The sequence below is a fragment of the Pseudomonas sp. No.117 genome (assembly GCF_054558395.1).
The window spans coordinates 43,599-68,776 of sequence record NZ_BAAJNP010000009.1 but is presented as its reverse complement, the minus strand read 5'-3'; the positions used below and the strand labels follow the sequence as shown (position 1 = coordinate 68,776).

The window sequence follows — 25,178 nt, the reverse complement described above, 5'->3', positions numbered from 1 at the left end:
CCCTTTTTTTCCGCTATTGAACCGGAGAAACCCATGCTCAAGCGTTCGCTGGCCCTGGCAGCAGGCCTGGCCCTGTCCCTGACGTCCCTGCTTTCCCATGCCGCCGCCGAATTGCGCGTGTCGGCCATTCCCGACGAGGCGCCCACCGAGCTGATCCGTAAGTTCAAGCCGCTGGGTGAATACCTGGAGCAGCGCCTGGGCATGCCGGTCAAGTTCATTCCGGTGTCCGACTATGCCGGCGTGGTGGAAGCCATGGCCTCGGATCGCCTGGACCTGGCCTGGTTCGGCGGCTTCACCTTCGTCCAGGCGCAGCGCAAGGCGCCGATGACGCCCCTGGTGCAGCGCGCGGAAGATCAGCAGTTCACCAGCAAGTTCATCACCGCCGACCCGGCTGTGAAGACCCTGCAGGACCTCAAGGGCAAGACCTTCGCCTTCGGCTCGGTCTCCTCCACCTCAGGCAGCCTGATGCCACGCTATTTCATGCAGCAGGAAGGCATCGTGCCCGAGCAGTTCTTCTCGCGGGTGGCCTACTCCGGCGCCCACGATGCCACCGTCGCCTGGGTCGCGGCGGGCAAGGCCGACGCCGGCGTGCTCAACGCCTCGGTGTGGCAGAAGCTGGTCGACGCCGGCAAGGTCGACACCAGCAAGGTGCGGGTCATCTCCACCACCCCGGCTTTCTACGACTACAACTGGACGGTACGCGGCGACCTGGATCCGCAACTGGCGGCCAAGATCAAGCAGGCCTTCCTCGATCTCGACCCGGCCAAGCCGGCGGACAAGGCCATCCTCGATCTGCAGGCGGCCAGCCGCTTCGTGCCGACCTCGCCGGACAACTACAAGAGCATCGAGGCTTCCGCCCTGGCGGCCGGCCTGCTCAAGTGAGTCTCGCCCTCAGGGGCGTGACGCTGGTCCACGCCGACGGCTCGCCCGCCCTGGCCGATCTCGACCTCAGCCTGGAACAGGGTGAGCAGGTCGCCCTGATCGGCCCCTCCGGTGCCGGCAAGACCAGCCTGCTGCGCCTGCTGGCCACCGGGCTGCGGCCGGCCGCGGGCCAGCTGCAGGTGCTCGGCGAGGATCCCTGGGCGCTGGGCAACGGCGCGCGGCGTCTGTTGCGCGCCCGCATCGGTCTCATCCACCAGGCCCCGCCCCTGCCGGCACGCCAGAGGGTCATCACCGCGGTGCTCGCGGGACGGCTCGGCCAGTGGTCGCTGGCGCGCAGCCTGGTCAGCCTGGTGCATCCGCTGGATCGTGCCGGCGCTGCCGCGGCCCTGGCGCCACTGGACCTGGCTGATCGCCTCTATGCTTCCTGCGATCAGCTCTCCGGTGGCCAGTTGCAGCGCGTCGGCATCGCCCGGGCGCTCTACCAGCAGCCGCAACTGCTGCTCGCCGACGAACCCGTCTCGGCCATGGACCCGGTGCTGGCCGCCCATACCCTGGAGGTACTGAGCGACGCCGCGACCCGCCAGGGCACCACCCTGGTCACCAGCCTGCACAACGTCGAACTGGCGTTGCAGCGCTTTCCCCGCATCCTCGGCCTGCGCGCCGGCCGCCTGCTGTGGGACAAGCCTGCCAGCACCGTGAGTGCCGCCGATCTGGCCGAGCTCTATGCCAACCAGGGGCTGAGCACCGCCCTGCCGCCCGCGACGCCCGCCGCCGCCGAAGCCCCCCTCGATCTGCCGCGATGCTGAATCCGCCCTATCGGGACCCTGCCGCCTGGCCCCGGCTGCTGCTGACCCTGCTGGCCCTGCTGCTGGCCTGGCCGACCCTGCGCCTGGCGGAGTTCGATCTCTTCGGCCTCTTCAGCGGCGACAACGCTCGCACCATGGGCCATTTTCTCGCCGGCTTCTGGCCGCCGGCCCACGACGCCGACTTTCTCGCGGTGCTGGGTCGCGCCACCCTGGAGACCCTGGCCATCGCCACCCTGGGGATGGCCCTGGCCGCACTCATCGCGCTGCCCGCCGCCCTGCTCGCCACCCGCGTCCTGTCGATTTCCGCCCTGCCCCGGGCCGGGCGACCGGGAGCGCTGCCACAGCTGCTGCGCGGCCTGATCCGCGGCGTGCTGATCGTCCTGCGCAGCGTGCCGGAGATCGTCTGGGCGCTGCTGTTCGTCCGCGCCGTGGGCCTGGGCCCCACCGCCGGGGTGCTGGCCATCGCCATCACCTATGGCGGCATGCTCGGCAAGGTCTATGCGGAGATCTTCGAGTCGGTCGATCCGCGTCCGGCACGCGCCCTTCTGCTACAGGGCGCCGGGCGGCTGCCGGCGTTCGTCTACGGCGTGTTGCCCAATGCCGCCGGCGAGATGATTTCCTACAGCGTCTATCGCTGGGAGTGCGCCATCCGCGCCTCGGTGGTGATGGGCTTCGTCGGCGCGGGCGGTCTTGGCCAGCAGGTTGACCTGTCGCTGCGCATGTTCGCCGGCGGCGAGGTGGCCAGCCTGCTGCTGACCTTCCTGGTACTGGTGCTGCTGGCCGATGTGCTGAGTCGCCTGCTGCGCCAGGTGGAACGCGGTCAGGGCCGTGGCCGCGGCCCCTTGACGGTGCTGGCGATGGGGATCGCCCTGCTGGCCTCCGCCAGCTACCTGGGCACGGCCTTCGGCAACTTGCTGAGCGCGCGCGCCCTGGGCCAGATGGGCGGCTTTCTCGCCGACTTCCTCAAACCCGATTTCTCGCTCGGCCAGTTGACCGCCGTGGCCCGCGGCGCGGTGGAAACCCTGGCCATGTCGGCCCTGGGCACCCTGCTCGCCGGGCTGCTCGGACTGTCGCTGGCCCTGCCGGCAGCCGGTCGCCTCGGCCTCGCCGCCCTGGCCCTGGCCCGACTGCTGCTCAATGCCCTGCGCGCCGTGCCCGAACTGGTCTGGGCGGCGCTGATGGTGCTGGCGGCGGGTCTCGGCCCCAATGCCGGGACCCTGGCCCTGGCGCTGCACACCGCCGGGGTCCTGGGTCGGCTGTTCGCCGAAGCCTTGGAGAACACGCCCAAGGCACCCGCCGAGGCCATTCGCCTGGCCGGGGGCGGACCTCTGGCGGCCTTTCTCTACGGTACTCTGCCGGCGGTCTGGCCACAGTTGCTGGCCTACCTGCTCTATCGCTGGGAAAACAACATCCGCATGGCCAGCATCCTCGGTTTCGTCGGTGCGGGAGGCCTGGGGCAGCAGCTGTATTTCAGTCTCAGCCTGTTCCAGCAGGCCCAGGCCGCCACCGTGATCCTCGGCATGCTGGTGCTGGTGCTGGGCGTGGACCTGTTGAGCAACTGGGCCCGGCAGCGCTGGGTCGTTCGCTAGCGCCTATTCAAAGGCTGCTGCGCGTCGGCCAAACGGTGTTGAAAAGATCCTGGGCGGCCCCGTCGGAATGCTCCTTTACCACTCGTAAGCTCGAGCGCGAGCCCGGTCGAGCGCGAGTCCGATCCGCTTCCTCGGGTCTTTTCGCAGGACCGTCCAGGTCTTGTTTGGCTCTAGCTCGCGAGCCCTTGAACAGGCTCTTAGCGAATCTCTGGCAGCAACAGCTCCGGCAGTTGCGCCAGGAAGGCCGCTTCGTCGTCGAGCTGGCGCAGGTCCAGCCAGAGGGCGTCGGCGTCGATCCGGCCCACCACCGGGATGGGCAGCTGGCGCAGCCCTTCTTCCAGCTGCCGCAGGGCACGCCCGCGCAGGCGCTTGCTGACCTGGGGGCGACAGCACAGCGCCGCGCCGGGCAGCCGCGCCACCGGCTGGGCGCCGCTGCCGATCATGCCCAGCGCCGGCTCCACACTGACCGCATAGGTATCGCCCAGGACCGCGGCGAAGGTCGGCAGCAGGCGCTCGGCCTGGGCGGTAATGTCCGTGGCCGGGCGCGACAGCAGGCGCAGGCTGGGCAGCCGCTCGGCCAGCCGATCCGGATCGCGATAGAGCGCCAGGGTCGCCTCCAGGGCGGCCAGGGTCAGCTTGTCCACCCGCAGGGCGCGCTTGAGCGGATTCTTCTTGATGCGCTCGATGAGGTCGCGACGGCCAACGATGAGGCCGCACTGGGGGCCGCCGAGCAGCTTGTCGCCACTGAAGGTGACCAGGTCGGCGCCGTCGCGCAGGGCCTGCTGCACCGTCGGCTCGGCGGGCAGTCCCCAGCGGGTCAGGTCCACCAGGGTGCCGCTGCCCAGGTCTTCCAGCAGGGGGACATTATGGGCGCGGGCGATGGCGGCCAGCTCCGCCGTGGCCACGCTGGCGGTAAAGCCCTGGACGCTGTAGTTGCTGGTGTGGACCCGCATCAGCAGCGCGGTGCGCGGGCCGATGGCGGCCTCGTAATCACGGGCGTGGGTACGGTTGGTGGTGCCCACCTCCACCAGCTTGACCCCGGCGCGGGCCATGATGTCGGGGATGCGGAAGGCGCCGCCGATCTCGATCAGCTCGCCGCGGGACAGCACCCCCTCCTTGCGCGCGCCAATGGCATGCAGCGCCAATAGCACGGCGGCGGCATTGTTGTTGACCACGGTCACCGCCTCGGCGCCGGTGAGTTCGCGCACCAGCTCGGCCACCAGGTCGTCCCGGTCGCCGCGCTTGCCGGTGGCCAGGTCGAACTCCAGATTCATCGGCTGGCGCGCCGCTTCGCTTACCGCGGCAATGGCCTCTTCCGCCAGCAGCGCCCGCCCCAGGTTGGTGTGCAACACCGTGCCGGTCAGGTTGAACACCCGCCGCACCCGCGGCCGGCTGCTCAGGGCCAGGCGTTCGCCCAGGCGGCCGGCCAGCACGCCCTCCTCCACCTCCACGGCGGTGAGGGTGCCGGCGCGCAGCGCCTCGCGCAGATCGTCCAGCAGCGAGCGGTAGCCACCGAGCACCTGCTCACGGCCATGGCGCTCCTCCAGCGGACGCGAAGCGGGATGGCGCAGCAGGCGGTCGATGGACGGCAGGCGAATGGCGGTCATGGAAGCCCCTTGGGTCGAGTCGATCCCCAGTGTAGCCCGAACCCGCGGCGGGTCGCCCAGGCTTCCCGTCGCCCACCCGGCGTGGCTGGAGCGGCCCGACGCCAGACCGCCAGCGTCTGGAAATGACCCTCGGGTTCCCGGTTTGCCGCGCGCCAAAGGCCGTCCTAGGATGAGTTTTCGAGCCTTTTCCCTGCTTCGGCAGCGGAAGGTTTGGCGACGACCAGGCCCACCGCCAACGACAACAACAAAGGTGCCGTCATGTCCACGAAGACCTCCCCCTGGGCCAGCGATGGCCTCCTCGATAGCAGCGACCTCGTCAGCCTCGGTAACTTCACCTACCTGCAGGCGTTGAAGAGCGCCGCGGCCACACCGGTGCACCAGAGCGCCGCGGCCGCTACGCCGACGGTGAGCGAATTCCTCAACGGCGCCATCAGCGAGTACGTGCTGGGCGGCACCCCGGACGGCATGCGGCCCTTCCTGGTCGATGGCCACGCGCTGACCTTGCACAACTCGCTCAACGGCGCGGTCGCTCATACCTGGGTCACCGCCGAGAACCAGATCCTCATCACCTACGCCGGCACAACTAGAGGCGAGAATCTGCTGATCGATCCCCTGGCCACCGCGGGCGGCCTGCTCAGCGACCTGCAGATCCTCGGCCAGCAGGTCTCCAGCGCGCAGCGGCAATCGCTGGACTTCGCCCACCAGGTCATAGAAGCGGCGGCCAAGCAGGGCTATGGCACCCAGGACATCTTCGTCACCGGCCATTCCCTCGGCGGCATCTCGGCGGAATACGTCGCCCAGCAGACCGGCCTCGGCGGCATCAGCTTCGAGGCCTCGGGCATTCCCCGGGATGCCCAGGCGGCGGGCCAGGGTGACAACTTCGTCAATGTGGTCACCCTCGGTGATCCGGTGGCCAACTACAGCTCCGACATCCGCGGCGAGCAGCCTTTCGCCCCCACCTTCGTCAGCCAAGCCGAGGGCGGTGGCAGCCTGCCGCACTATGGCTCGCTGTTCTTGATCGGTGCCCAGTCCGACCAGCACGACCTGACCCAGGCCGCGGCCAAGGTCGGCCATCTGTTCAGCGGCGACAACGGCGGTCAGGTCAATCCCCTGGATGCCGCGCTGCATCCGGTCAGCGTGACAGCCGGCTTGGCCGAGGCGGTGCGACTGGTCGCCGAATTCCACCTGCCGGCCGCCGAATACACCAACCTGGGGGTGACGCCCACCGGTGGCTTCCTCGACACCCTGCCTGCCCATATCGGTACGGCCCATGGACCGGTGCTGATGGTCGGCAACTACAGCGTCGCTGAACTGCAGGCGTTTGCCGAGACCCACGCCACCTTCGGCTAGCTGCCAGGAAACTTACCGCCTGCCGTCTGGGTCTGCCTCCCTATCGCCCGGGGCCCTCAGGCCCCGCTGACCGTATCGAGGAGAGAGCCATGACCGACCAGGGTCCCCAGCGCATGACTGACGAAGAAGCCCAGGAATTCGCCACCGAGGTGTTCAACCTCGCCCGTACCGGCAATGCCGAGGTGCTGGGCCTGGTGCTGGACAAGGGGCTGACGCCCAACCTACGCAACCACAAGGGCGACAGCCTGTTGATGCTGGCCAGCTATCACGGTCATCTGGAGGCCAGTCGGGTGCTGCTGGAGCACCAGGCCGATCCGAACCTGGCCAACGACATGGGGCAATCGCCGCTAGCCGGGGCGGCCTTCAAGAACAACCTGGCCATGGCCGAATTGCTGCTGGACCAGGGCGCCGCCGTGGAAGGCGCCATGCCCGATGGCAAGACCGCGCTGATGATGGCGGCCATGTTCAATCATGTGCAGATGGTGGAACTGCTGGTGGCCCGGGGCGCCGATCCCCAGGCCCGTGATGCCGCCGGCAACACGGCGTTGAGCGTGGCCCGCGCCATGGGCGCCCAGGATACGCCCGCCGTGCTGGAGCGCCTGGGCGGTGCCTGATCAGCGCTTCTGGTAGCGATAGAATAGGTTGGGCTCGCTGACCATATAGAGGTTGCCCGCCGTATCAAGGGTGACCCCTTCGGGCTGGCGGATACGTCGCGCCAGGCCGCCAAAGGGCGCCGCCAGGGAGCGGGTATCCAGGGTCCGGCCCTGGTCATCGAGTTCGATCAGTACCCGCGATTCATCGCTGAGCAGCAGCAGGTGTCCCGTACGGCGGTCGACATGGATGGCGGAAAGATCGCCCGTACTGGGCGCCTGGTCCAGCCAGGACTGGCGGTCGATAATGCGCAGGGCGAAGTCGCCATCGAAGCTCTTGAGCAGGCCGCGGATTTCATAGAGCTTGCGCGGCGAGTGCTCCTTGACCACGAACAGACGGTCCCGGGTGGCATCATAGTCCAGCCCCTCGAAGCCCTGGTTGGCGCGGGGGAAGAGATCCAGGGTGAGACTGCGATAGTCGCTGCGCCGCAGCACGTCGTCGCCCTCGGGGATGTTTACCAGGGTCAGGGCGTTTGCGCCCTCTTCCGCCAGCAGTAGGCGATCCTCGCCGAGGTAGGTCACGCCCTCGACGTCGTCGAAGCCTTCCAGGCGATGCCGCTCCAGCAGATCGCCATCACGACTCAGGGCCAGCAGCTCCGGCGGATTGTTGACTACCGCCCAGAGGCGGTCGCGCACCGGGTCGTAGCTCAGATCGGAGAGATTCTCGGTAACACCGGCCACCGGCTTGGCTTCCACCACCACCCGATAGCGGCCGAGCTCCAGTGACGTCCGGGGCTCGCTCTGCCATTGCTGGCCGATCCAGAACAGCAGCTGGCTATCCAGATGGCTGCTGCGCAGGCCCTGGGTGAGCCCCAGCGCCAGCAGCAGGGCCAGCCCCAGCAGCCAGCCGCTCCGTCCGATCCTGATCCGTCGTACCCACGCCGTCATCGCCTGTGCCCCGTCACCGTTGTACGGAGCGGAGTATCCAGGGCTGTCTTTATAGTTGTATGACAGCCGCTGAGGGCGTATCTGATTGGGACGACGCCTAGCGACGGGGCTGAACGGGATTACCCTCCCAGCGCGACCGCCATGGCAGGGTTTCGCCCTTCATCACCAGGGACAGCGGCCCCAGCTCCACGTCGTCGCCGACGCGGGCGCCATAGAGCACCACGCTGCGCGGGCCCAAATTGACCCCAGCGCCCAGGTCCACCTCGCCGACCTTCATCACCCGGTCTTCGAACAAATGGGTCTGGGGCCCGGCCAGGGCATTGAGTTCGCCGTGGTCGCCGAGGCGCACGCAGTCGAATTCGGTGAGGTCGGTGGTATCCAGGTAGGTGCCGCGGCCCAAGCGCGCGCCGAGCAGGCGCAAGGCCAGCGGTAGCCAGGGCGTACCACGCAGGGTAGCGAGCAGGTTGGGCACCGCCAGGGTTTCGTAGAGGCTGGTGATGGCCTCGCTGCGCCAGACGAAGAAGGTCCACATGGGCGCCGAGCGCGGGCGATAGCGCCCTACCACCAGCCACTTGAGCGCCAGCACCACCGCGAAGCTGGCCAGGGCGAAGACGCTGCCGGCCAGCAGGGTCTCGCCCAGCAGGCTCAGCCAGGCCCCCTGCTGCCACAGCGGTACCAGGGCTTCGGCGATGGCACAGCCGGCGGCCACGGTGAAACCGGTGGGCAGCACGATGCGCAGCGCCTCGATCAGGCCACGGACCAGGCGGCGCCAGGGCGCCGGGCGGAAGGTCAGGCTTTCCGGGTAGCCGGTAAGGGTTTCCCGGGCCGGCAGCCGCACCGCCGGCGAGCCGAGCCAGGTCTCGCCCTGGCGCAGCGGCACGCCCTCGTCGAGCCGTCCCAGCACGCCGACCAGGGCATCCTCGGGGATATGGCAGCCATCGGCCACGTAGGCGCCGTTGCCGACGAAGCTGCGGCGGGCGATGGAGGTACGCTTGAGGGTGATCCAGCCCTGGGCGATCTGCTCGTCACCCAGCATCACGGCGTCGGCGATGAAGGTCTCGTCGCCGAGGTCCAGCAGCGAGGACACCGGGCCCTGGGCGGTGGAGATCTCCGCATCGCGTCCCACGCGGGCACCCAGCAGGCGATACCAGAGCGACGAATAGACCGTCGCATAGAGCCCCTGCAGGCTTTGCAGCGCCGACTCCTGGATCAGGTTGGCCAGCCATTTGCGCCAGTAGAAGAGGCTGTCGACCGACCATTGGCCCTCGTCCAGGCGCGGCAGGATCAGCCGCCGCGCCAGGGCGCAGCCGAGCAGGGTCAGGGCGACGCTGACCACGCCCAGCGGCAGGGCCAGCACACCGTACTGCAGGGCGTCGAGCACCAGCGAGGAGGTATGCCACCAGGGCAGGCCACCGAGGCTTTCCAGTTCGTCGATCAGCAGCGCCAGGGGGAACAGCGGCATGAAGAACAGCACGGACACCGCCAGGCCGCTCACGGCATAGAGTCCGTTCAGCAGCGTACGCTTGGCCCCGGAGCTGGGCGCCGGCGGCGCGAAGCGGGCCGCCACGGCGCCCTGGTCGTGGGCCGGGGCGCCGCCCCAGTTGCGCGCCGCCGGCACCCGCTGCCCGGCGCGGAGCGCGGACTGGGCCTGCAGCCGACCGCTGTCACCCATGGCGGTATCGCCTTCGAGCACGGCGTAGGAACCGACCTGCACCTCCCGGCCCAGCGTCACGGCGCCGAGCAGCAGTTCGCCACGCAGCACCCGGGCGTTCTCGAAGTTGACGCCGTTGCCGAGGCTGGCCCCCTCGCCCAGGGTGAGCAACTCGGGCACGCGCAGGGTATAGGTGCCGACGAAGGCCCGGTCACCGACCCGGGCGCCCAGCAACCGCAGCCAGCCACGCGCCAGTGGCGAGCCGCTGAGCAGGTAGGCCGGTGCCAGGGACAGGAAGCGCTCGCCGAGCCACCAGCGGTAGTAGGTCAGGCCCCACAACGGATAGCGGCCGGCCTCCAGGCGGCCGGTCAGGCGCTTGCCGACCAGGGCCACGGCGAACTCCAGGCCGATGGCCAGGACGAACAGACTCAGGGCGGTCAGCATGGCCAGGGGCAGCGTCGTACCGGCATGGACCAGCAGCGGGAAGGCCAGGAAGGGGGCCAGCCAGCGCCCCAGGCGCAGGGTCAGGAGCGGTGGCAAGGCCACCGCCTGGGCCAGGCCGCAACGCCAGCGCCGCCAGCGGCTGGGCGGTGCCCAGGCCTCGGTGGCGGTGGCCTGGCCGGCCGCGGCGGCGTCGGCCTCCAGGGCCTCGGCGATGGCGCCCAGGGTCCGGCCGGCATAGACCGCCTTGACCGTGGCGCTGGTATAGCGTGGGTCCTGGCGCAGCCGCGAAACCAGGCGGGCGGCGAACAGCGAATGGCCACCCAGGTCATCGAAGAAATCCAGCTCGGCCTGCAGGACCTGGCCGGGGAACAGCTCGGCGGTTGCCGCCAGCACCGCGCCCAGCGCGCCACTGGCCGCAGCGACCGGGGCCACGGCGGCGATGGCCAGCGGGCGGGCGCGCAGTTGCTTGCGGTCGATCTTGCCGGAATTGAGCCGCGGCATCTCGCTGAGCCACTCGAAGCGGCTCGGTATCATGTACAGCGGCAGGCAGCCGGCCAGTTCGGTACGCAAGAGATCGCTGCGCGGCAGCGGTCCGCCATCGCCGACCATGAAGGCCACCAGTTGCTCCACGCCACCCTCTTCGCGCAGCACCACGGCCACGGTCCCGACCCCGGGCTGGCGGGCCAGGGTGGCTTCGATCTCGCCCAGCTCGACGCGATAGCCGCGGATCTTCACCTGGTCGTCGACACGGCCCAGGCAATGCACCTGGCCATGGGCATCGACCCGCGCCAGGTCACCGGTGCGATAGAGCTTGAGGTCGTGACTGCCGCTGCTCCAGGGATTGGCCAGGAATTTCTCGGCGGTCAGCTCCGGGCGCCCCAGGTAGCCGTCGGCAACACCCGGACCGGTGATGCAGAGTTCGCCCACCTGGTCGCGCGGCAGCAGCGCCAACGGCTGGCTGGCATCGGCAGGTACCACCAGCAGGCTGTAGTTGGGGAGCGGCCGGCCGATGGTCACCGGCTCGCCCGGCTGCAATTGCGCCAGGCTCGCCGAGACGGTGGCTTCGCTCGGCCCATAGGTGTTGAACAGCCGTCGCTGCGGCCGGCTCCAGCGCGCCACCAGCGGCTCCGGGCACATCTCGCCGCCGAGGTTGATCAGGCGCAGGCTGGGCACGTCTTCCGGCAGCAGCGCCAGCAGGGTCGGCACCACGTGCAGCACGCTGATGCGATTGGCGGTCAGGGCCCGGGCCAGGGCCTCGGGGTCGGCGGTGATTTCCCGCGGGGCCAGCCAGAGGGTGGCGCCCACCAGGTAGCTGATCCAGATCTCTTCGAAGGACATGTCGAAGGCCACCGAGAAGCCCTGGTAGACCCGGTCGCCCGCCTCGATGCCGAGCAGCGCATTCTCGCTGCGCAGGAAGTGGCAGATGCTGTCCTGGCGGATACCGATGCCCTTGGGCTTGCCGGTGGAGCCGGAGGTGTAGATCAGGTAGGCGAGGTTATCCGGCGACACCTGGCCGCGGCGGCGCAGGGTCTCGCCGGTCGCCAGGGGAGCGCCCAGCCCGTCGGGCGTCCAGCACTGCAGGCCCGGGCGCGCCAGCAGGTCGGCGAAGAGCGCCCCGGTGATCACGCCCACCGCCCGAGCATCTTCCAGGCAGAGCGCCACGCGCTCGGCCGGGGTCTCGGCATCGCAAGGCAGCCAGGCGGCGCCGGTCTTGGCGATGGCCAATTGCATCACCAGCAGCTCGATCCCGCGCGGCAGCCAGAGGCCGACCACCCGACCGGGGCCGGCACCGGCCGCCAGCAGCCGCGAGGCGGCACGATCGGCCCAGGCGTCCAGCTCGCCGTAGCTCAGGCTGCGCTCGCCTTCGAGCAGCGCCGGCCGCTCCGGCGCCCGCGCCGCGGTGGCCTCGAACAGGTCGGCGAGGACTTCATCGCGGCAGAGGTCGGGACGGGCAGCGCCTTCGACCAGACTGAGGGAGAGTTCGGCAAGTGCTTCCATGGGGACAGCCTCTGGTTGTTTAGCGCAGTTTGTATCTCCCGGGTTACGCGCTCCTTAAGGGGGCATTAGGGTTTGCTTAAGGCTGGCCGGACGTGGCGCCGCAGGTACTAAAACCCTTCTGGAATGCGGACTCCAGGGGTTTACCACTGATCGACGATGGACGGCGGCCTGCTGGCGAGGCCCCAAAAAAAACGCCTCCCGAAGGAGGCGTTTTCAATTAGCGCGGGACAATCAACGCAGATCGAAGCGATCCAGCTCCATCACCTTGGTCCAGACCTTGACGAAGTCCTTGACGAACTTCTCCTGGGCATCGGCACTGCCATAGACCTCGCTCAGGGCGCGCAGCTGGGCGTGGGAGCCGAACACCAGGTCGACCCGGGTGCCGGTCCACTTCAGGGCACCGGTCTTGCGATCGCGCCCTTCGAAGGTGGCCTTGTCCGGACCGGTGGCCTTCCACTCGGTCGCCATGTCCAGCAGGTTGACGAAGAAGTCGTTGGTCAGGGTCTGCGGCCGCTGGGTGAAGACGCCGTGCTTGGCGCCGCCCACGTTGATGTCCAGCACGCGCAGGCCGCCCAGCAGCACCGTCAGCTCCGGCGCGGTCAGGTTCAGCAGGTGTGCCTTGTCCACCAGCAGGAACTCGGACTTCACCTTGAACTCGCCGCCCAGGTAGTTGCGGAAGCCGTCGGCCCAGGGCTCCAGATGCCCGAAGGAGTGGACGTCGGTCTGCTCCTGGGAGGCGTCCACGCGACCCGGGGTGAAGGGAACGGTGATCGAGTGGCCGGCGGCCTGAGCAGCCTTTTCCACCCCGACGCTACCAGCCAGCACGATCAGGTCGGCGATGGAGACCTTTTTGCCCGCGCCTTGGAAATCGCGCTGGATACCTTCCAGCACACCCAGCACCTTGGCCAGTTGCGCCGGCTGGTTCACTTCCCAGTCCTTCTGCGGCGCCAGGCGCAGGCGGCCGCCATTGGCCCCGCCGCGCTTGTCGGAACCGCGGAAGCTAGAGGCGGCCGCCCAGGCGGTACCGACCAGTTCGGACACGCTCAGGCCGGAAGCGGCCAGCTTATCCTTGAGCGCCTTGACCTCGGCGTCGCCCAGGGGCGCACCTTCGGCCTTCGGCAGCGGGTCCTGCCACAGCAGTTCCTCGGCCGGGGTTTCCGGGCCCAGGTAGCGGGCCAGCGGGCCCATGTCTCTGTGGGTCAGCTTGAACCAGGCGCGGGCGAAGGCATCGGCCAGCTGGTCCGGGTTCTCCAGGAAGCGCCGGGAAATCTTCTCGTAGGCCGGATCGAAGCGCAGTGCCAGGTCCGAGGTGAGCATGGTCGGCTGGTGGCGCTTGCTCGGGTCATGGGCATCGGGCACGGCGCCGGCACCGGCACCGTCCTTCGGCCGCCACTGGTGGGCACCGGCCGGGCTCTTGAACAGTTCCCACTCGAACTTGAACATGTTCTCGAAGTATTCGTTGCTCCAGCGGGTGGGCGTGGAGGTCCAGGTCACTTCGAGGCCGCTGGTGATGGTGTCGGCGCCCTTGCCGGTGCCATAGCTGTTCTGCCAGCCGAAGCCCTGCTGTTCGAGGTCGGCGGCCTCAGGTTCGGCGCCCACGCTGGTCGCCGGACCGGCGCCGTGGGTCTTGCCGAAGGCGTGGCCGCCGGCGATCAGGGCGACGGTTTCCTCGTCGTTCATGGCCATGCGGCCGAAGGTTTCGCGGATGTCGTGGGCCGAGGCCACCGGATCGGGGTTGCCGTTGGGACCTTCGGGGTTCACGTAGATCAGGCCCATCTGCACCGCGCCCAGCGGATTCTCCAGCACGCGGCCGGGGCCCTCGTTGCGGCTCTGTTCGACCGGATGCTGTTCGGGCTGCGCGGTCAGCACGCCATCGCCGGGCTGCTCCATCTTCTTGTGCTCGCCGTAGCGGACGTCGCCGCCCAGCCAGACGGTTTCCGAGCCCCAGAATACCGCGTCATCGGGCTCCCAGACGTCCTGGCGGCCACCGGAGAAACCGAAGGTCTTGAAGCCCATGGATTCCAGGGCGACGTTACCGGTGAGGACGATGAGGTCGGCCCAGGAGATCTTGCGGCCATACTTCTGCTTGATCGGCCAGATGAGCCGGCGCGCCTTGTCCAGGCTGACGTTGTCCGGCCAGCTGTTGAGCGGGGCGAAACGCTGCTGACCCTGCCCTGCACCGCCGCGGCCATCACCGACGCGATAGGTGCCGGCGCTGTGCCAGGCCATGCGCACGAACAGCGGGCCATAGTGGCCGAAGTCGGCGGGCCACCACTCCTGGGAGTCGGTCATCACGGCGCGCAGGTCGGCCTTCACCGCTTCCAGGTCGAGGCTCTTGAATTCCTTGGCGTAGTCGAATTCCTCGCCCATGGGGTCGGACAGCGACGAGTGCTGGTGCAGGAAGTTGAGATTGAGCTGGTTCGGCCACCAATCCTTGTTGGTGGTACCACCGCCGGCGGCGTGATTGAACGGGCACTTGGATTCGGTCGACATCTTCTTGGCTACCTCAGGGTCTTGTTCATCCGGTGGTCGGCCGCGACGACATCACGGCCTGCAGAAGTCATGGTGACGGCGCCGTCGGCCTAGCGGCTCGACGCACGCAGCGGCCGGGTTCGAGCCGGCGCCAGGGAAAGCCCCACCACGGGCGAAGCGGACGTTTCGTTCATTGTTATCCCCTCATCAGATGGGTACGCCGACGAAGCGGCGCAAGAACCATACTAGACGGCTTCTCGGGCGGGCGTGATAGAAGGTTTTATGCCCGTCGATAGACTGACTCTGGGACATGACCTCTGGGTGACAGCATTGCTGGCAACCTTTTCAGCGCACGCAACGTCTGCCAGCGAATGCTTCATAGGGGCCTCGGTGGCGTCCCCTGAGCGCTAGCCTCGGAAAGATCGATCCGGATACCAGCGACCGGCGCCTTTGGCCGCAGACAGGAACAACCACGCCGCAGATGGAAAGCTTCCTTTACAAGCCTATCCAGGTGTCCATAATGGAAAGCATCCTTTACCTGGAGCGTCCTCGGATGAAGCGCTATACCCTGGAATTCACCGCGACCATGCTGCTCTATCTGCTGATCCTGGCCACGTCCCTGCTCTTGCTGCACCGGTTCGACGAGAGTCCGATGGTGATTCGCGCCCTGATCAGCCTGGCTCCCGTGCTGCCCTGCGGCCTGCTCTGCTGGGTGGTGCTGCGCGAACTGCGGCGACTGGACGAGCTGCAGCTGCGTATCCAGTTCGAAGCCCTGGCCTTCGCCTTTGCGGCCACGGCGCTGACCACCTTCAGCTACGGCTTCCTGCAGAATGTAGGTGCCCCGCCGCTGTCGTGGCTGATGGTGTGGCCACTGATGGGCCTGACCTGGATTATCGGGCTGGGTATGGCCCGCCGGCGCTACCGGTGAAGAACCGGCTCAAGGCGCTGCGTGGCGAGCGCCAATGGTCCCAGCAGGACCTCGCCGAACGCCTGGGTGTATCGCGCCAGACGGTGAATGCCATCGAAAATGGCCGCTACGACCCAAGCCTGCCGCTGGCTTTCCAGATCGCGCGACTGTTCGCCCAGCCCATCGAGGCGATCTTCGACGACGAGGCCGCCCTGCCCTAGTCAACGCTCCGGCGGCCCCTCGTCAAGCTTCAACCCGGCGCGAACAGCAGGTTGGGCGCGTGGCGCTGGTAGCCCTCTTCCGCCAGGCGCACATCCAGCGCCAGGCTGGCGAGATCGGCGGACAGGGGTTCGCTGCGGGCATCGTAGTCGCGGTAGAGGTGCTTGAGGTAGGTCTTGCAATGGGCACAGGTCTCGGCGCGCAGGGGCGCCTTCTGCGCATTGGCGTCGTCGGTGCCCAGGGAGTAGTAGCCCAGGCCCTTGCCGGTCTCGCAGTGACTGCACTTGACCCGCACGAAGTGCCACTCGCAGGCGCACAGCGAACAGGTGAGGTACCTCAGGCCATTGGCCTTGCCCAGGTGATGGATGACCCCGGCCATGGGCGGCGCACCACAGCAGGGACAGGACGTCTGGCTACCCTGCTCGCGCAGGGCGCTGAAGTCGCTGCGTTGCAGCCAGTGGGTCCAGGCCAGTTGCAGGGCGGCGCCAAGGAAGGGCACCACGGCGGCCGGTACCAGTTCGTAGCTGCCGGCCAGGAGGGCGATGGCCCAGGCCTTGCGCTGACCGGCATCGGCGTGGCGCAACTCGTCGAGGGCGGCCTGCACGGGCGACTGCTCGATCTCGATGGCCTCCAGCAGGGCGTCCAGCGCCGGTAGCCAGTCGCCTTCGCGGACCAGGGTGTCATAGCTCAGCGGCGGCAGGCCATGCTGCAGGCTCTGGGCGCTGCGCGCCTCGTCCAGCGGCAGGGGGCCGAGGCTATCGAAGACCCGCTGCTGGGCCTCGCACAGCTCGGCCATCAGCAGCAGGTAGTCGCCGAGGGCATTGCCGGCGGCCAGCAGGCGCAAGCGGTCGGCACGGTAGCCGAACAGCTCGCCACCGGGCAGCAAGAGGAAATCGGGATTGACGGCCGCGGCTTCGATTTCGCCGGGCTCGAGGATCTGGCCCGCCATGGCAGGGCTCCTTAGCAAAACGGTGGAAAGAGAGAGGATTCAGGATAGCGGGGGCTGGGGTGTCGGGCTCCGCTGCCCTCACCCCAACCCTCTCCCGGAGGGAAAGGGGGCAAAATGCCGCGTACCTCATCCGGTAGGTTGGGTTGAGCGCAGCGAAGCCCAACAAAAAGACTCACTTCTTCTCGCGGGTGACCTTGTCGTACCACAGCGAGTGGTGCTTCTTGGCCCAGGCGCGGCTCACCCAGCCGGTCAGCATGGCGCTCACCGAACCCTTGATCCAGATCCCGGCATAGATGTGCACGATGATCGACAGTACCAGCACGAAGGCCGCGAAGGCATGGGCCAGGGCGCCCAGGCGGATCACCGGGATGGGGAACAGGTGGGCGAAGTACTGCCGCCATATGATCACGCCGCTGACCAGCAGGATCAGCATGCAGGCCAAGAGCACCCAGAACAGGATCTTCTGCCCGGGGTTGTACTTGTCGATCGGCGGCAGCTTCTCCTCGCGGTTGTTCAGCACGTCGTTGATCTGCTTGAGCCACTGGGCGTCTTCGCGACCGATCTTGTTGTGCCGCCAGAAGCGGATCACCAAGAAGGCGAAGAACACGAACATCGCCACACCCATGAAGGGATGCAGGATGCGCGTCCAGGTGCCGCCGCCGAACAGATTGGACAGCCAGAACAGCGCGGGGTGGAACAGCGCCAGCCCCGACAGCCCGGCCATGAAGAACAGGATCGCCACGATCCAGTGGTTGGTCCGCTCGTTGGCGTTGTAACGCTGGATTTCAGGTTTCATCTGAAGTCTCCCAAGACGCCCCCGGCCGTACCGGGGGCCTCCGGCTCTAGGGCTGCTTGTCGTGCGGATCGAAGATCTGCACGGACGGACTCAGCTGCTTGACCTCACCCTTGGGCGCATCGCCCGGGGTGGAGGGCGGCGCCTCGACCACCTCGTCGTCGTCATCGGTCCGGTTGGGGCCGACACGCACGTAGTGGAAGAAGCCGGCCAGCACCGCCGCACCCATGGCGAACAACGCCAGGGGCTTGGTGAAGCCCTTCCACAGGCCCACGCTGGGGCTGATGGTCGGATCCTTCGGCAGGTGGTTGTACAGCTGCGGCTGGTCGGCATGGTGCAGCACGTACATGACGTGGGTACCCCCTACCCCGGCCGGGTCGTACAGACCGGCGTTCTCGTAGCCGCGACTCTTCAAGTCGACGATGCGCTCGGCGGCGTGCTCCTTCATGGCGTCCTTGGTGCCGAAGGTGATGGCGCCGGTCGGGCAGGTCTTCACGCAGGCCGGTTCCAGCCCCACGCCAACCCGATCCGAACACAGCGAGCACTTGTAGGCCTTGTTGTCCTTCTTCGAGATCCGCGGGATATCGAAGGGGCAACCGGCGATGCAGTAGCCGCAGCCGATGCAGTGGTCCTGGTTGAAGTCGACGATGCCGTTGGCGTACTTGACGATGGCCCCCGGACTCGGACAGGCCTTCAGGCACCCCGGCTCGGCGCAGTGCATGCAGCCGTCCTTGCGGATCAGCCACTCCAGCTTGCCGGCCTCGTCCTCGTACTCGGTGAAGCGCATGAGCGTCCAGGAGTCCGCGGTGAGGTCCGCCGGGTTGTCGTAGGTGCCGTGGTTGTGGCCCACCTCGTCGCGCAGCTCGTTCCATTCCGAGCAGGCAACCTGGCAGGCCTTGCAGCCGATGCACTTGGACACGTCGATCAGCTTGGCCACTTCCGCCTGGGTGCGCACGGACGTATAGGCCGTGGTGGTCGCGGAGCGGGCATAGATATCTTGGCTTGCCATCACGCTTTCTCCACGTTGACGAGGAACGACTTGAACTCGGGCGTCTGGGTGTTCCCGTCACCCACGAAGGGGGTCAGGGTGTTGGCCAGATAGCCCATGCGCGCCACGCCGGAGAAGCCCCAGTGGATGGGGATGCCGACGTGGTGCACTGTCTCGCCGTTGACCTGCAGCGGTCGAATGCGCTTGGTCACCACTGCCTTGCAGACGATGTGGCCGCGCTTGGAGGTGACCCGTACCAGATCGCCGGCGGCGATGCCCTTCTGCTTGGCCAGCACCTCGCCGATCTCGACGAACTGCTCGGGCTGGACGATGGCGTTGAGCCGGCAGTGCTTGCTCCAGTAGTGGAAGTGCTCGGTCAGGCGGTAGGTGGTGGCCGCATAGGGGAAATCCTTGCGATCACCGAAGTCCGCCCAGTCATCCTTGAGCACCCGCGCCGCCGGGCTGTTCAGGGCCTTGCGGTTGTTGGGGTGCAGCGGGTTGACGCCGATGGGGGTCTCGAATGGCTCGTAGTGCTCCGGGAAGGGGCCCTCGGCCATTTTGTCCAGGGCGAAAAAGCGCGCCACCCCTTCGGGGTTCATGATGAAGGGACTCATGCCGTCGGCAGGCTTGGCGTCGATCTTGTAGTCCGGCACGTCGGTGCCGCCCCACTTCTGCGCCTTGTCGTTCCACCACACCAGCTTCTTGCTCGGGTCCCATGGCTTGCCGCTGAGATCCGAGGAGGCACGGTTGTAGAGGATGCGTCTGTTGTTCGGCCACGACCAGGCCCAGCCCAGGGTCTGCCCCATGTGGAACGGGTCGCTGTTGTCGCGCCGCGCCATCTGGTTGCCCTGTTCGGTCCAGGCACCGCAGAAGATCCAGCACCCCGAGGCGGTACTGCCGTCGTCCATCAGCTGGCCGAAGCCGGCGAGTTGCTGGCCGGCCTTGGCCGAGACCGCGCCCTTGGCATCCAGCACATCGGTGACGGCGTAGCCGTTGAACTCCTTGGCGAGTTCTTCCGGTGACGGCTCCTCGGGCTTGGCATAGGGCCAGGACAGCCCCAGGATCGGGTCGGGGAAGGCCCCGCCGTCCTTGGCATAGGCCTCGCGCAGCTTGAGGAACAGCTCGGACATGATGGCGATGTCGCTGCGCCCTTCCCCGGGTGCCTCGGCGCCCTTGAAGTGCCACTGCAGCCAGCGGCTGGAGTTGACCAGGGAACCGTCTTCCTCGGCGAAGCAGGTGGTGGGCAGGCGGAACACCTCGGTCTGGATGTCCGCGGTCTTCACGTCGTGGTGATCGCCGTGGTTACGCCAGAATTCCGAGGTCTCGGTGGCCAGCGGGTCCATGATCACCAGCCACTTGAGCTTGGACAGGCCGCGCAGGGTCTTGCCCTTGTTGGGGAAGGCGGCGATGGGGTTGAAGCCCTGGCAGACGTAGCCGTTGACCTGGCCCTTGCCCATCATGTCGAAGTAACGCAGCACGTCGTAGCCGGCGCCGGTGACATCGACCTTGGGCAACCAGTGGTAGCACCAGTCGTTGTCCTTGGTGGCCTTGTCGCCGTACCAGGCCTTCATCAGGCTGACGTGGAACTTGCCGTAGTTCTGCCAGTAGCTCAGCTGACCCGGGCGCAGCGGCTTGCTGGCGCGCTTGGTGATGAAGGCGTTGTAGTCCTGCTCGCCGTCGCCGCCGATGGTCAGGTAGCCGGGCAGCTGGATCGACAGCAGGCCCAGGTCGGTCAGGCCCTGGATGTTGGAGTGACCGCGCAGGGCGTTCATGCCGCCACCGGGCATGCCGATGTTGCCCAGCAGTAGCTGCACCATGGCGCCGCAGCGGATGATCTGCGCACCGATGGAGTGCTGGGTCCAGCCCAGGGCATAGAGGATGGTCATGACGCGACCGGGCGCCGAGGTCTCGGCGATCTCCGCCCAGACCTTCTGGATCGCCTCGGGCGGCGTGCCACAGGTCTGGCTTGCCACTTCCAGGGTGTAGCGGCTGTAGTGCTGCTTCATCATCTGGAAGACGCAGCGCGGATCCTGCAGGGTCGGGTCGACCTTGACGAAGCCGTCGTCGCCGATCTGGTAGCCCCAGTTCACCTTGTCGGTGTAGGTGCGCTTCTCCGCGTCGTAGCCGTTGTACAGGCCGTCCTCGAAGGTGAAGCCTTCCTTCACCAGGAAGCTGGCGTCGGTGTAGTTGCGGACGTACTCCTGCTGGATCTTGTCATGGGTGATCAGGTAGTTGATCAGCCCGCCCAGGAAGGCGATGTCGCTGCCGGTCCGGATCGGCGCGTAGTAGTCGGCGACCGAGGCGGAACGGGTATAGCGCGGATCGACCACGATCAGCCGGGCGTTGTTGTGCGCCTTGGCCTCGGTGACCCACTTGAAGCCGCACGGATGCGCTTCGGCGGCATTGCCGCCCATGATGAGGACGAGATTGGCGTTCTTGATGTCACTCCAATGGTTCGTCATGGCACCACGGCCAAACGTCGGGGCAAGACCTGCCACCGTCGGGCCGTGTCAGACGCGCGCCTGGTTGTCGAAGGCCAGCAGGCCCAGACTCCGTGCGATCTTGTGCGTCAGATAACCGGTTTCATTGGAGGACGCCGAGGCGGCCAGAAAGCCCGTGGTCAACCAGCGATTGACCGTCTGGCCCTTGTCGTTGGTGGCGATGAAGTTGGCGTCGCGGTCTTCCTTCATCAGGGTGGCGATGCGCCCAAGCGCCTCGTCCCAGCTGATGCGGGTCCACTCGTTGCTGCCGGGCTTGCGGACTTCGGGGTACTTGAGGCGATTGGGGCTGTGGATGAAATCCAGCAGGCCGGCGCCTTTCGGGCAGAGGGTGCCGCGGTTGACCGGATGGTCGGCGTCGCCCTCGATGTGAATGATGTTCTGGGCCACGTTCTTGGCCCGGTCGCCCATGCTGTACATGATCAGGCCGCAGCCGACCGAGCAGTAGGGACAGGTGTTACGGGTTTCCACGGTGTGCGCCAGTTTGAAATGGCGCACCTGGTCGGCAAAGGCGGCTGTGGGAGCCATGCCTAACGCCGCCAGGCTGGATCCCGCAAGGCCGACTCCAGCGACCTTGAAGAATTGCCGACGGTTCATATCCACGGTTCTTATCCTCGTTTCAGGCTGGGCCCGATACATAGCCGGGCCCTGGGGCAAGAGTACCTCAATCGTTTCGCTTATCGAGCGCTTCGCCTTTGTCGCCGATCAATGGAAGTCGCCCTTTGGTCCGCTCGATCAGGACCAAAGCGGCTTTCCCGCGAAAAGCGCGGCGCCTCCCTGGCTCCGGCGGACCTTGCCAGGCGCGCTGCACCTGCCCCTCGTCCCGGCGATTCGGCAGGGCGGGAAAGTCATGCTAAGCTCGCTAACCTTCCTAGCGATGATCCGGACCCTTTCGCCATGTCCAGTCGCCTGCTGACGCCGCCATAGCCGATCGCCCTCCTCCAGCGCCGGGTAATCACCCTCGCCAGGGCTGATCGGCGCTCGCCCCCATCGCCCAACCCCGTATCGCGACCGCGCCCTGATGCGCCATCGCCCGTTTCGGATACGCCATGAAAAGTGCTTCTCCCCGCGCCGACATCCTGGCCGGCCTCACCACGTCCTTCGCCCTGGTGCCCGAGTGCATCGCCTTCGCCCTGGTCGCCCACCTCAATCCGTTGATGGGGCTCTATGGCGCCTTCTTCATCTGTACCCTCACCGCCCTCTTCGGTGGCCGCCCGGGCATGATCTCCGGCGCCGCCGGCTCCATGGCGGTGGTCATCGTCGCCCTGGTGGTGCAGCACGGCGTGCAGTACCTGCTGGCCACCGTGGTGCTCGGCGGGCTGCTGATGATCGCCTTCGGCCTGCTGCGCCTGGGCAAGCTGATCCGCATGGTGCCGCACCCGGTGATGCTGGGTTTCGTCAACGGTCTGGCCATCGTCATCGCCCTGGCGCAGCTGGAACATTTCAAGCAGGGGGGCGCCTGGCTCAGCGGCGCGCCCCTGTACCTGATGCTCGGCCTCACCGCGGCGACCATGGCCATCATCTGGCTGCTGCCACGGCTGACCCGCGCCGTGCCGCCGGCCCTGGCCGCCATCCTCGGCGTGGGCCTGGCGGTCTACTGCCTCCACCTGCCGACCCGCACCCTGGGCGACATGGCGCATATCGCCGGCGGCCTGCCGCAGCTGGCGTTGCCGGACATCCCCTGGAACCTGGAAACGCTGCGGATCATCCTGCCCTATGCGGTGCTGATGGCCCTGGTTGGCCTGCTGGAAACCCTGCTGACGCTGAATCTCACCGACGAGATCACCGAGAGCCGCGGCTATCCCAACCGCGAGTGCGTGGCCCTCGGCGCGGCCAACCTGGCCTCGGGGCTGTTCGGCGGCATGGGCGGTTGCGCCATGATCGGCCAGACCATGATCAACCTGAGTTCCGGTGGCCGTGGCCGGTTGTCCGGGCTGGCCGCCGGGGTGCTGATGCTGCTCTTCGTGCTGTTCCTCTCGCCCTTGATCGAGCGCATCCCATTGGCTGCGCTGGTCGGCACCATGTTCGTGGTCGCCCAGCAGACCTTCGCCTGGGCCTCGCTGCGGGTGCTGCACCGGGTACCGCGCAGCGACATGCTGATGATCGTGGCGGTCACCGTCATCACCGTGTTCGCCGACCTCGCCACCGCGGTGCTCTGCGGTATCGTTCTGGCCGCGCTCAACTTCGCCTGGCAGCACGCCCGCCGGCTGTATGCCGACAGCCACCTGGACGCCGATGGCAGCAAGAGGTACCAGGTGCACGGCACCCTGTTCTTCGCCTCCACCGCCACCTTCCTCAACCAGTTCGACCCGGCCGGCGATCCGCCGAAGGTAGTGGTGGACTGCAGCCACCTGAGCTTCGTCGACTACTCCGCCGTGGCCGCGCTGCGCACCCTGCACGAGCGCTACGCCAAGGCCGGCAAGCGGGTACGGGTGCTGCACCTGTCGGCGCGCTGCAAGCAGCTGCTGCGCCGCGGCGGCGTGAGCGACGACCTCGCCCTCGGCGATTGAACCCCAGGCGCCGCTGCCGGGTCTTTCCCAGCAATGTCCTACGCCTGGAGACCCGCGGCCATGTCCAAGATCCTCGCCTGCCTCGACGGCTCGGCCGTCAGCGCCGCCGTCTGCGACTTCGCCGCCTGGGCCGGTACCACCCTGGACGCCCCGCTGACCCTCCTGCACGTCCTGGATCAGCGGCGCTTTCCCAAGCCCGGCAACGGCACCCCACCGCCGCTGCTGGTCAACCGCGAACACCTGCTGACCGAGCTGGCCGCCCTGGACGCCCGACGGGGCAGCCTGGCAGAAGACCAGGGCCGCCTGCTGTTGGATGCGGCCCAGCTACGGGTGGAAGAACAGCAGGCTCGCTGCGCCGGAGCAGTACTGCAACACGGTGACCTGATGGGGTCCCTGGAAAGCCTGCAGGAAGACTTCGATCTCATCGTGCTGGGCCGCCAGGGCGAGGACAGTCCGCCCAAGCGGCTGATCGGTCGCCACCTGGAAAGTGCCATCCGCCTGTTGCATCGCCCCTTGCTGGTGGCGGGTCATCTGTTCGTCAGGCCCTCGGGCGTGCTGCTTGCCTATGACGACAGCAGCAGCGCGCGCAAGGCCGTGACCTGGGTAGCCAACTGCCGCCTATTCGACGACCTGGCCTGCCACGTGGTGACGGTCGGTCGCGAACGCGAGGAACGCCGCGCCGCCCTCGCCCGCGCTGCCGACGAACTGAGAGCCGGAGGCCGCCAGGTCACCACCGCCATCACCGATGGCGACGTCGAACTGGGCCTGGAACGCTATCGCAAGCAGCACGGCCTGGAGCTGGTGGTCATGGGCGCCTACGGGCATTCGCGGCTGCGTCACTTCTTCATGGGCAGCAATACCCGCAACATGCTGGAAACCGCCGGCAGCGCCCTGATCGTGGTGCGCTAGCGGTAGTGGACGTGTTGCCTTAGAAATCCACCCGCCCACGGCTGGCCTTGAGGCCGCTGCGACGGGACTTGCCCTCCAGGCGGCGCTGCTTGGAGCCGTAGGTCGGCTTGGTGGGCCGCCGGGGCTTTTCCGGGACGTTGGCGGCGGCGATCAGCGTGGCCAGGCGTTCCAGGGCGTCGGCGCGATTCTGTTCCTGGGTGCGGTACTGCTGCGCCTTGATCACCACCACGCCCTCGCGACTGATGCGCTGGTCGCGCAGGGCCAGCAGGCGCTCCTTCAGGGCCTCCGGTAGCGAGGAAGCCTGGATATCGAATCTCAGGTGGACGGCACTGGAGACCTTGTTGACGTTCTGGCCACCGGCGCCCTGGGCGCGTACCGCGGTGAGCTGGATCTCCTGCTCGGGCAGCGTCAGGCGCTCGTCGATGAACAGACTCACGCCGGCTGCGCGCCGCGGGTCAGCCAGGCGTCGAGCAGCGGCTCCAGCTCGCCCAGCGGCTGGTAGCCGTTGGTGATCAGGGCCAACTGGCCGTCGCGTTCGGCCAGCAGGGTCGGGAAGCCGGCGATGCCCAGGTTCAGCGCCCAGTCGAAGTCGGCCTGGGTGGCCTGGTGCGCGGATTCGCCATCGAACAGTGGGGCGAATTCGATGCGCGGCAGGCCGCTGGCCTCGGCCAGTTCCACCAGCAGCGCCGGCTGGGTGACGTCGCGGGCCTCGACATAGAAGGCCTGCTGGATCCGCTTGGCCAGGCCCCAGACGGCCTCTTCGTCGAGCTGACGCGCAGCGACCAGGGCGCGACAGGCCGGCTCGGTGTCGTACACCAGGCCTTCCGGCGGCCCCTGGTCGAGGGCGAAGGGTTGGCCAGTGGTTTCCTGCACCGCCTGCCAGTAGGCCAGGGTGCGCACGCGGCTGGCGGTGTCCTGGGCCACCCGCTCGCGGCGCAGGCCGCCGACCACCAGGCGCAGGGGAATGCCCCGGGCGGCCGCCCGCTCGGCCAGGCGATCCACCACCGGGGCGAAGCCCCAGCACCAGGAGCACATGGGGTCCATCACATAGAGCAGGCGACCGGGCAT

Annotated in this window: 19 protein-coding genes and 1 pseudogene; 10 read left to right on the top strand and 10 right to left on the bottom strand. The window is 67.8% G+C overall.

What is annotated here, in order from left to right:
- Positions 1–33: 33 nt before the first annotated feature.
- From ACYJP6_RS21285 to phnE, 4 genes and pseudogenes are all read left to right on the top strand, one after another.
- Entirely contained in the window at positions 34–882 is an 849-nt protein-coding gene (locus tag ACYJP6_RS21285; protein WP_459477613.1) for a putative selenate ABC transporter substrate-binding protein, read from the top strand.
- Positions 879–1,688, top strand: coding sequence for a phosphonate ABC transporter ATP-binding protein (locus ACYJP6_RS21280; protein WP_459477611.1), 810 nt, complete (start codon positions 879–881; stop codon positions 1,686–1,688). Before ACYJP6_RS21285 ends, ACYJP6_RS21280 begins: the two co-directional genes overlap by 4 nt.
- A pseudogene (locus ACYJP6_RS21275) lies at positions 1,682–2,494 on the top strand (PhnE/PtxC family ABC transporter permease); the annotation flags it as partial. The gene ACYJP6_RS21280 and the pseudogene ACYJP6_RS21275, both read left to right, overlap by 7 nt.
- 51 nt (positions 2,495–2,545) lie before the next feature.
- On the top strand, positions 2,546–3,277 hold the full coding sequence (gene phnE / locus ACYJP6_RS21270) for a phosphonate ABC transporter, permease protein PhnE (protein ID WP_459478058.1): 732 nt from the start codon (positions 2,546–2,548) through the stop codon (positions 3,275–3,277).
- Positions 3,278–3,474: 197 nt separating this feature from the next.
- On the opposite strand, the gene selA is transcribed toward phnE, so the two are convergent.
- Positions 3,475–4,884, bottom strand: a complete 1,410-nt coding sequence (gene selA / locus ACYJP6_RS21265; protein WP_459477609.1) for an L-seryl-tRNA(Sec) selenium transferase — start codon at positions 4,882–4,884, stop codon at positions 3,475–3,477.
- Between the two features lie 258 nt (positions 4,885–5,142).
- On the opposite strand from selA, the gene ACYJP6_RS21260 reads away from it, so the two are divergent.
- Both ACYJP6_RS21260 and ACYJP6_RS21255 read left to right on the top strand, forming a co-directional pair.
- Positions 5,143–6,234, top strand: a complete 1,092-nt coding sequence (locus tag ACYJP6_RS21260) for a hypothetical protein (protein ID WP_459477607.1) — start codon at positions 5,143–5,145, stop codon at positions 6,232–6,234.
- Positions 6,235–6,323: 89 nt separating this feature from the next.
- Positions 6,324–6,848 (top strand): ankyrin repeat domain-containing protein, encoded by a 525-nt coding sequence (locus tag ACYJP6_RS21255; protein WP_459477605.1) that lies wholly within the window; start codon positions 6,324–6,326, stop codon positions 6,846–6,848.
- On the opposite strand, the gene ACYJP6_RS21250 is transcribed toward ACYJP6_RS21255, so the two are convergent.
- The 3 genes from ACYJP6_RS21250 to katG form a co-directional block, all read right to left on the bottom strand.
- The gene (locus tag ACYJP6_RS21250; RefSeq protein ID WP_459477603.1) at positions 6,849–7,772 is read right to left on the bottom strand and encodes an SdiA-regulated domain-containing protein; all 924 of its coding nucleotides are present in this window, start codon (positions 7,770–7,772) and stop codon (positions 6,849–6,851) included.
- 97 nt (positions 7,773–7,869) lie between these two features.
- Positions 7,870–11,865: a Pls/PosA family non-ribosomal peptide synthetase gene (locus tag ACYJP6_RS21245; RefSeq protein WP_459477601.1), complete on the bottom strand. Its 3,996-nt coding sequence runs from the start codon at positions 11,863–11,865 to the stop codon at positions 7,870–7,872.
- Positions 11,866–12,096: 231 nt separating this feature from the next.
- Positions 12,097–14,358 carry a catalase/peroxidase HPI gene (katG, locus tag ACYJP6_RS21240; protein WP_459477599.1) on the bottom strand — a complete coding sequence of 754 codons (2,262 nt, stop codon included), beginning with the start codon at positions 14,356–14,358 and terminating at the stop codon, positions 12,097–12,099.
- Positions 14,359–14,890: 532 nt separating this feature from the next.
- Between katG and ACYJP6_RS21235 the strand changes: the two genes are divergently transcribed.
- Positions 14,891–15,265, top strand: a complete 375-nt coding sequence (locus ACYJP6_RS21235) for a hypothetical protein (RefSeq protein WP_459478056.1) — start codon at positions 14,891–14,893, stop codon at positions 15,263–15,265.
- A complete protein-coding gene (locus tag ACYJP6_RS21230; protein ID WP_459477597.1) occupies positions 15,262–15,465 on the top strand; it encodes a helix-turn-helix transcriptional regulator in 204 nt (67 codons plus the stop codon). Before ACYJP6_RS21235 ends, ACYJP6_RS21230 begins: the two co-directional genes overlap by 4 nt.
- A gap of 29 nt (positions 15,466–15,494) precedes the next feature.
- On the opposite strand, the gene fdhE is transcribed toward ACYJP6_RS21230, so the two are convergent.
- From fdhE to fdnG, 4 genes are all read right to left on the bottom strand, one after another.
- On the bottom strand, positions 15,495–16,412 hold the full coding sequence (fdhE, locus tag ACYJP6_RS21225) for a formate dehydrogenase accessory protein FdhE (protein ID WP_459477595.1): 918 nt from the start codon (positions 16,410–16,412) through the stop codon (positions 15,495–15,497).
- 172 nt (positions 16,413–16,584) lie between these two features.
- Entirely contained in the window at positions 16,585–17,208 is a 624-nt protein-coding gene (locus ACYJP6_RS21220) for a formate dehydrogenase subunit gamma (RefSeq protein ID WP_459477593.1), read from the bottom strand.
- Positions 17,209–17,254: 46 nt separating this feature from the next.
- Positions 17,255–18,214 carry a formate dehydrogenase subunit beta gene (gene fdxH, locus ACYJP6_RS21215; RefSeq protein ID WP_459477591.1) on the bottom strand — a complete coding sequence of 320 codons (960 nt, stop codon included), beginning with the start codon at positions 18,212–18,214 and terminating at the stop codon, positions 17,255–17,257.
- Positions 18,214–21,294, bottom strand: coding sequence for a formate dehydrogenase-N subunit alpha (gene fdnG / locus ACYJP6_RS21210; protein WP_459477589.1), 3,081 nt, complete (start codon positions 21,292–21,294; stop codon positions 18,214–18,216). The genes fdxH and fdnG overlap by 1 nt, the downstream gene beginning before the upstream one ends.
- A gap of 446 nt (positions 21,295–21,740) precedes the next feature.
- Here fdnG and ACYJP6_RS21205 point away from each other — a divergent pair, with 446 nt between their 5' ends.
- Positions 21,741–23,201, top strand: coding sequence for a SulP family inorganic anion transporter (locus ACYJP6_RS21205; protein ID WP_459477587.1), 1,461 nt, complete (start codon positions 21,741–21,743; stop codon positions 23,199–23,201).
- A gap of 60 nt (positions 23,202–23,261) precedes the next feature.
- Positions 23,262–24,110 carry a universal stress protein gene (locus tag ACYJP6_RS21200; protein ID WP_459477585.1) on the top strand — a complete coding sequence of 283 codons (849 nt, stop codon included), beginning with the start codon at positions 23,262–23,264 and terminating at the stop codon, positions 24,108–24,110.
- A 19-nt stretch (positions 24,111–24,129) separates the two neighbouring features.
- On the opposite strand, the gene arfB is transcribed toward ACYJP6_RS21200, so the two are convergent.
- Entirely contained in the window at positions 24,130–24,540 is a 411-nt protein-coding gene (gene arfB / locus ACYJP6_RS21195; protein WP_459478054.1) for an alternative ribosome rescue aminoacyl-tRNA hydrolase ArfB, read from the bottom strand.
- Between the two features lie 2 nt (positions 24,541–24,542).
- Positions 24,543–25,178: a DsbA family protein gene (locus tag ACYJP6_RS21190; RefSeq protein ID WP_459477583.1), complete on the bottom strand. Its 636-nt coding sequence runs from the start codon at positions 25,176–25,178 to the stop codon at positions 24,543–24,545.

Bases quoted from the DNA above. Each gene is read 5' to 3' on its own strand.
- ACYJP6_RS21285 (WP_459477613.1), top strand. From the start codon at position 34: ATGCTCAAGCGTTCGCTGGCCCTGGCAGCAGGCCTGGCCCTGTCCCTG.
- phnE (WP_459478058.1), top strand. From the start codon at position 2,546: ATGGGGATCGCCCTGCTGGCCTCCGCCAGCTACCTGGGCACGGCCTTC.
- selA (WP_459477609.1), bottom strand. From the start codon at position 4,884: ATGACCGCCATTCGCCTGCCGTCCATCGACCGCCTGCTGCGCCATCCC.
- ACYJP6_RS21260 (WP_459477607.1), top strand. From the start codon at position 5,143: ATGTCCACGAAGACCTCCCCCTGGGCCAGCGATGGCCTCCTCGATAGC.
- ACYJP6_RS21255 (WP_459477605.1), top strand. From the start codon at position 6,324: ATGACCGACCAGGGTCCCCAGCGCATGACTGACGAAGAAGCCCAGGAA.
- ACYJP6_RS21250 (WP_459477603.1), bottom strand. From the start codon at position 7,772: ATGACGGCGTGGGTACGACGGATCAGGATCGGACGGAGCGGCTGGCTG.
- ACYJP6_RS21245 (WP_459477601.1), bottom strand. From the start codon at position 11,865: ATGGAAGCACTTGCCGAACTCTCCCTCAGTCTGGTCGAAGGCGCTGCC.
- katG (WP_459477599.1), bottom strand. From the start codon at position 14,358: ATGTCGACCGAATCCAAGTGCCCGTTCAATCACGCCGCCGGCGGTGGT.
- ACYJP6_RS21235 (WP_459478056.1), top strand. From the start codon at position 14,891: ATGAAGCGCTATACCCTGGAATTCACCGCGACCATGCTGCTCTATCTG.
- fdhE (WP_459477595.1), bottom strand. From the start codon at position 16,412: ATGGCGGGCCAGATCCTCGAGCCCGGCGAAATCGAAGCCGCGGCCGTC.
- ACYJP6_RS21220 (WP_459477593.1), bottom strand. From the start codon at position 17,208: ATGAAACCTGAAATCCAGCGTTACAACGCCAACGAGCGGACCAACCAC.
- fdxH (WP_459477591.1), bottom strand. From the start codon at position 18,214: ATGGCAAGCCAAGATATCTATGCCCGCTCCGCGACCACCACGGCCTAT.
- ACYJP6_RS21205 (WP_459477587.1), top strand. From the start codon at position 21,741: ATGAAAAGTGCTTCTCCCCGCGCCGACATCCTGGCCGGCCTCACCACG.
- ACYJP6_RS21200 (WP_459477585.1), top strand. From the start codon at position 23,262: ATGTCCAAGATCCTCGCCTGCCTCGACGGCTCGGCCGTCAGCGCCGCC.
- ACYJP6_RS21190 (WP_459477583.1), bottom strand. From the start codon at position 25,178: ATGCCCGGTCGCCTGCTCTATGTGATGGACCCCATGTGCTCCTGGTGC.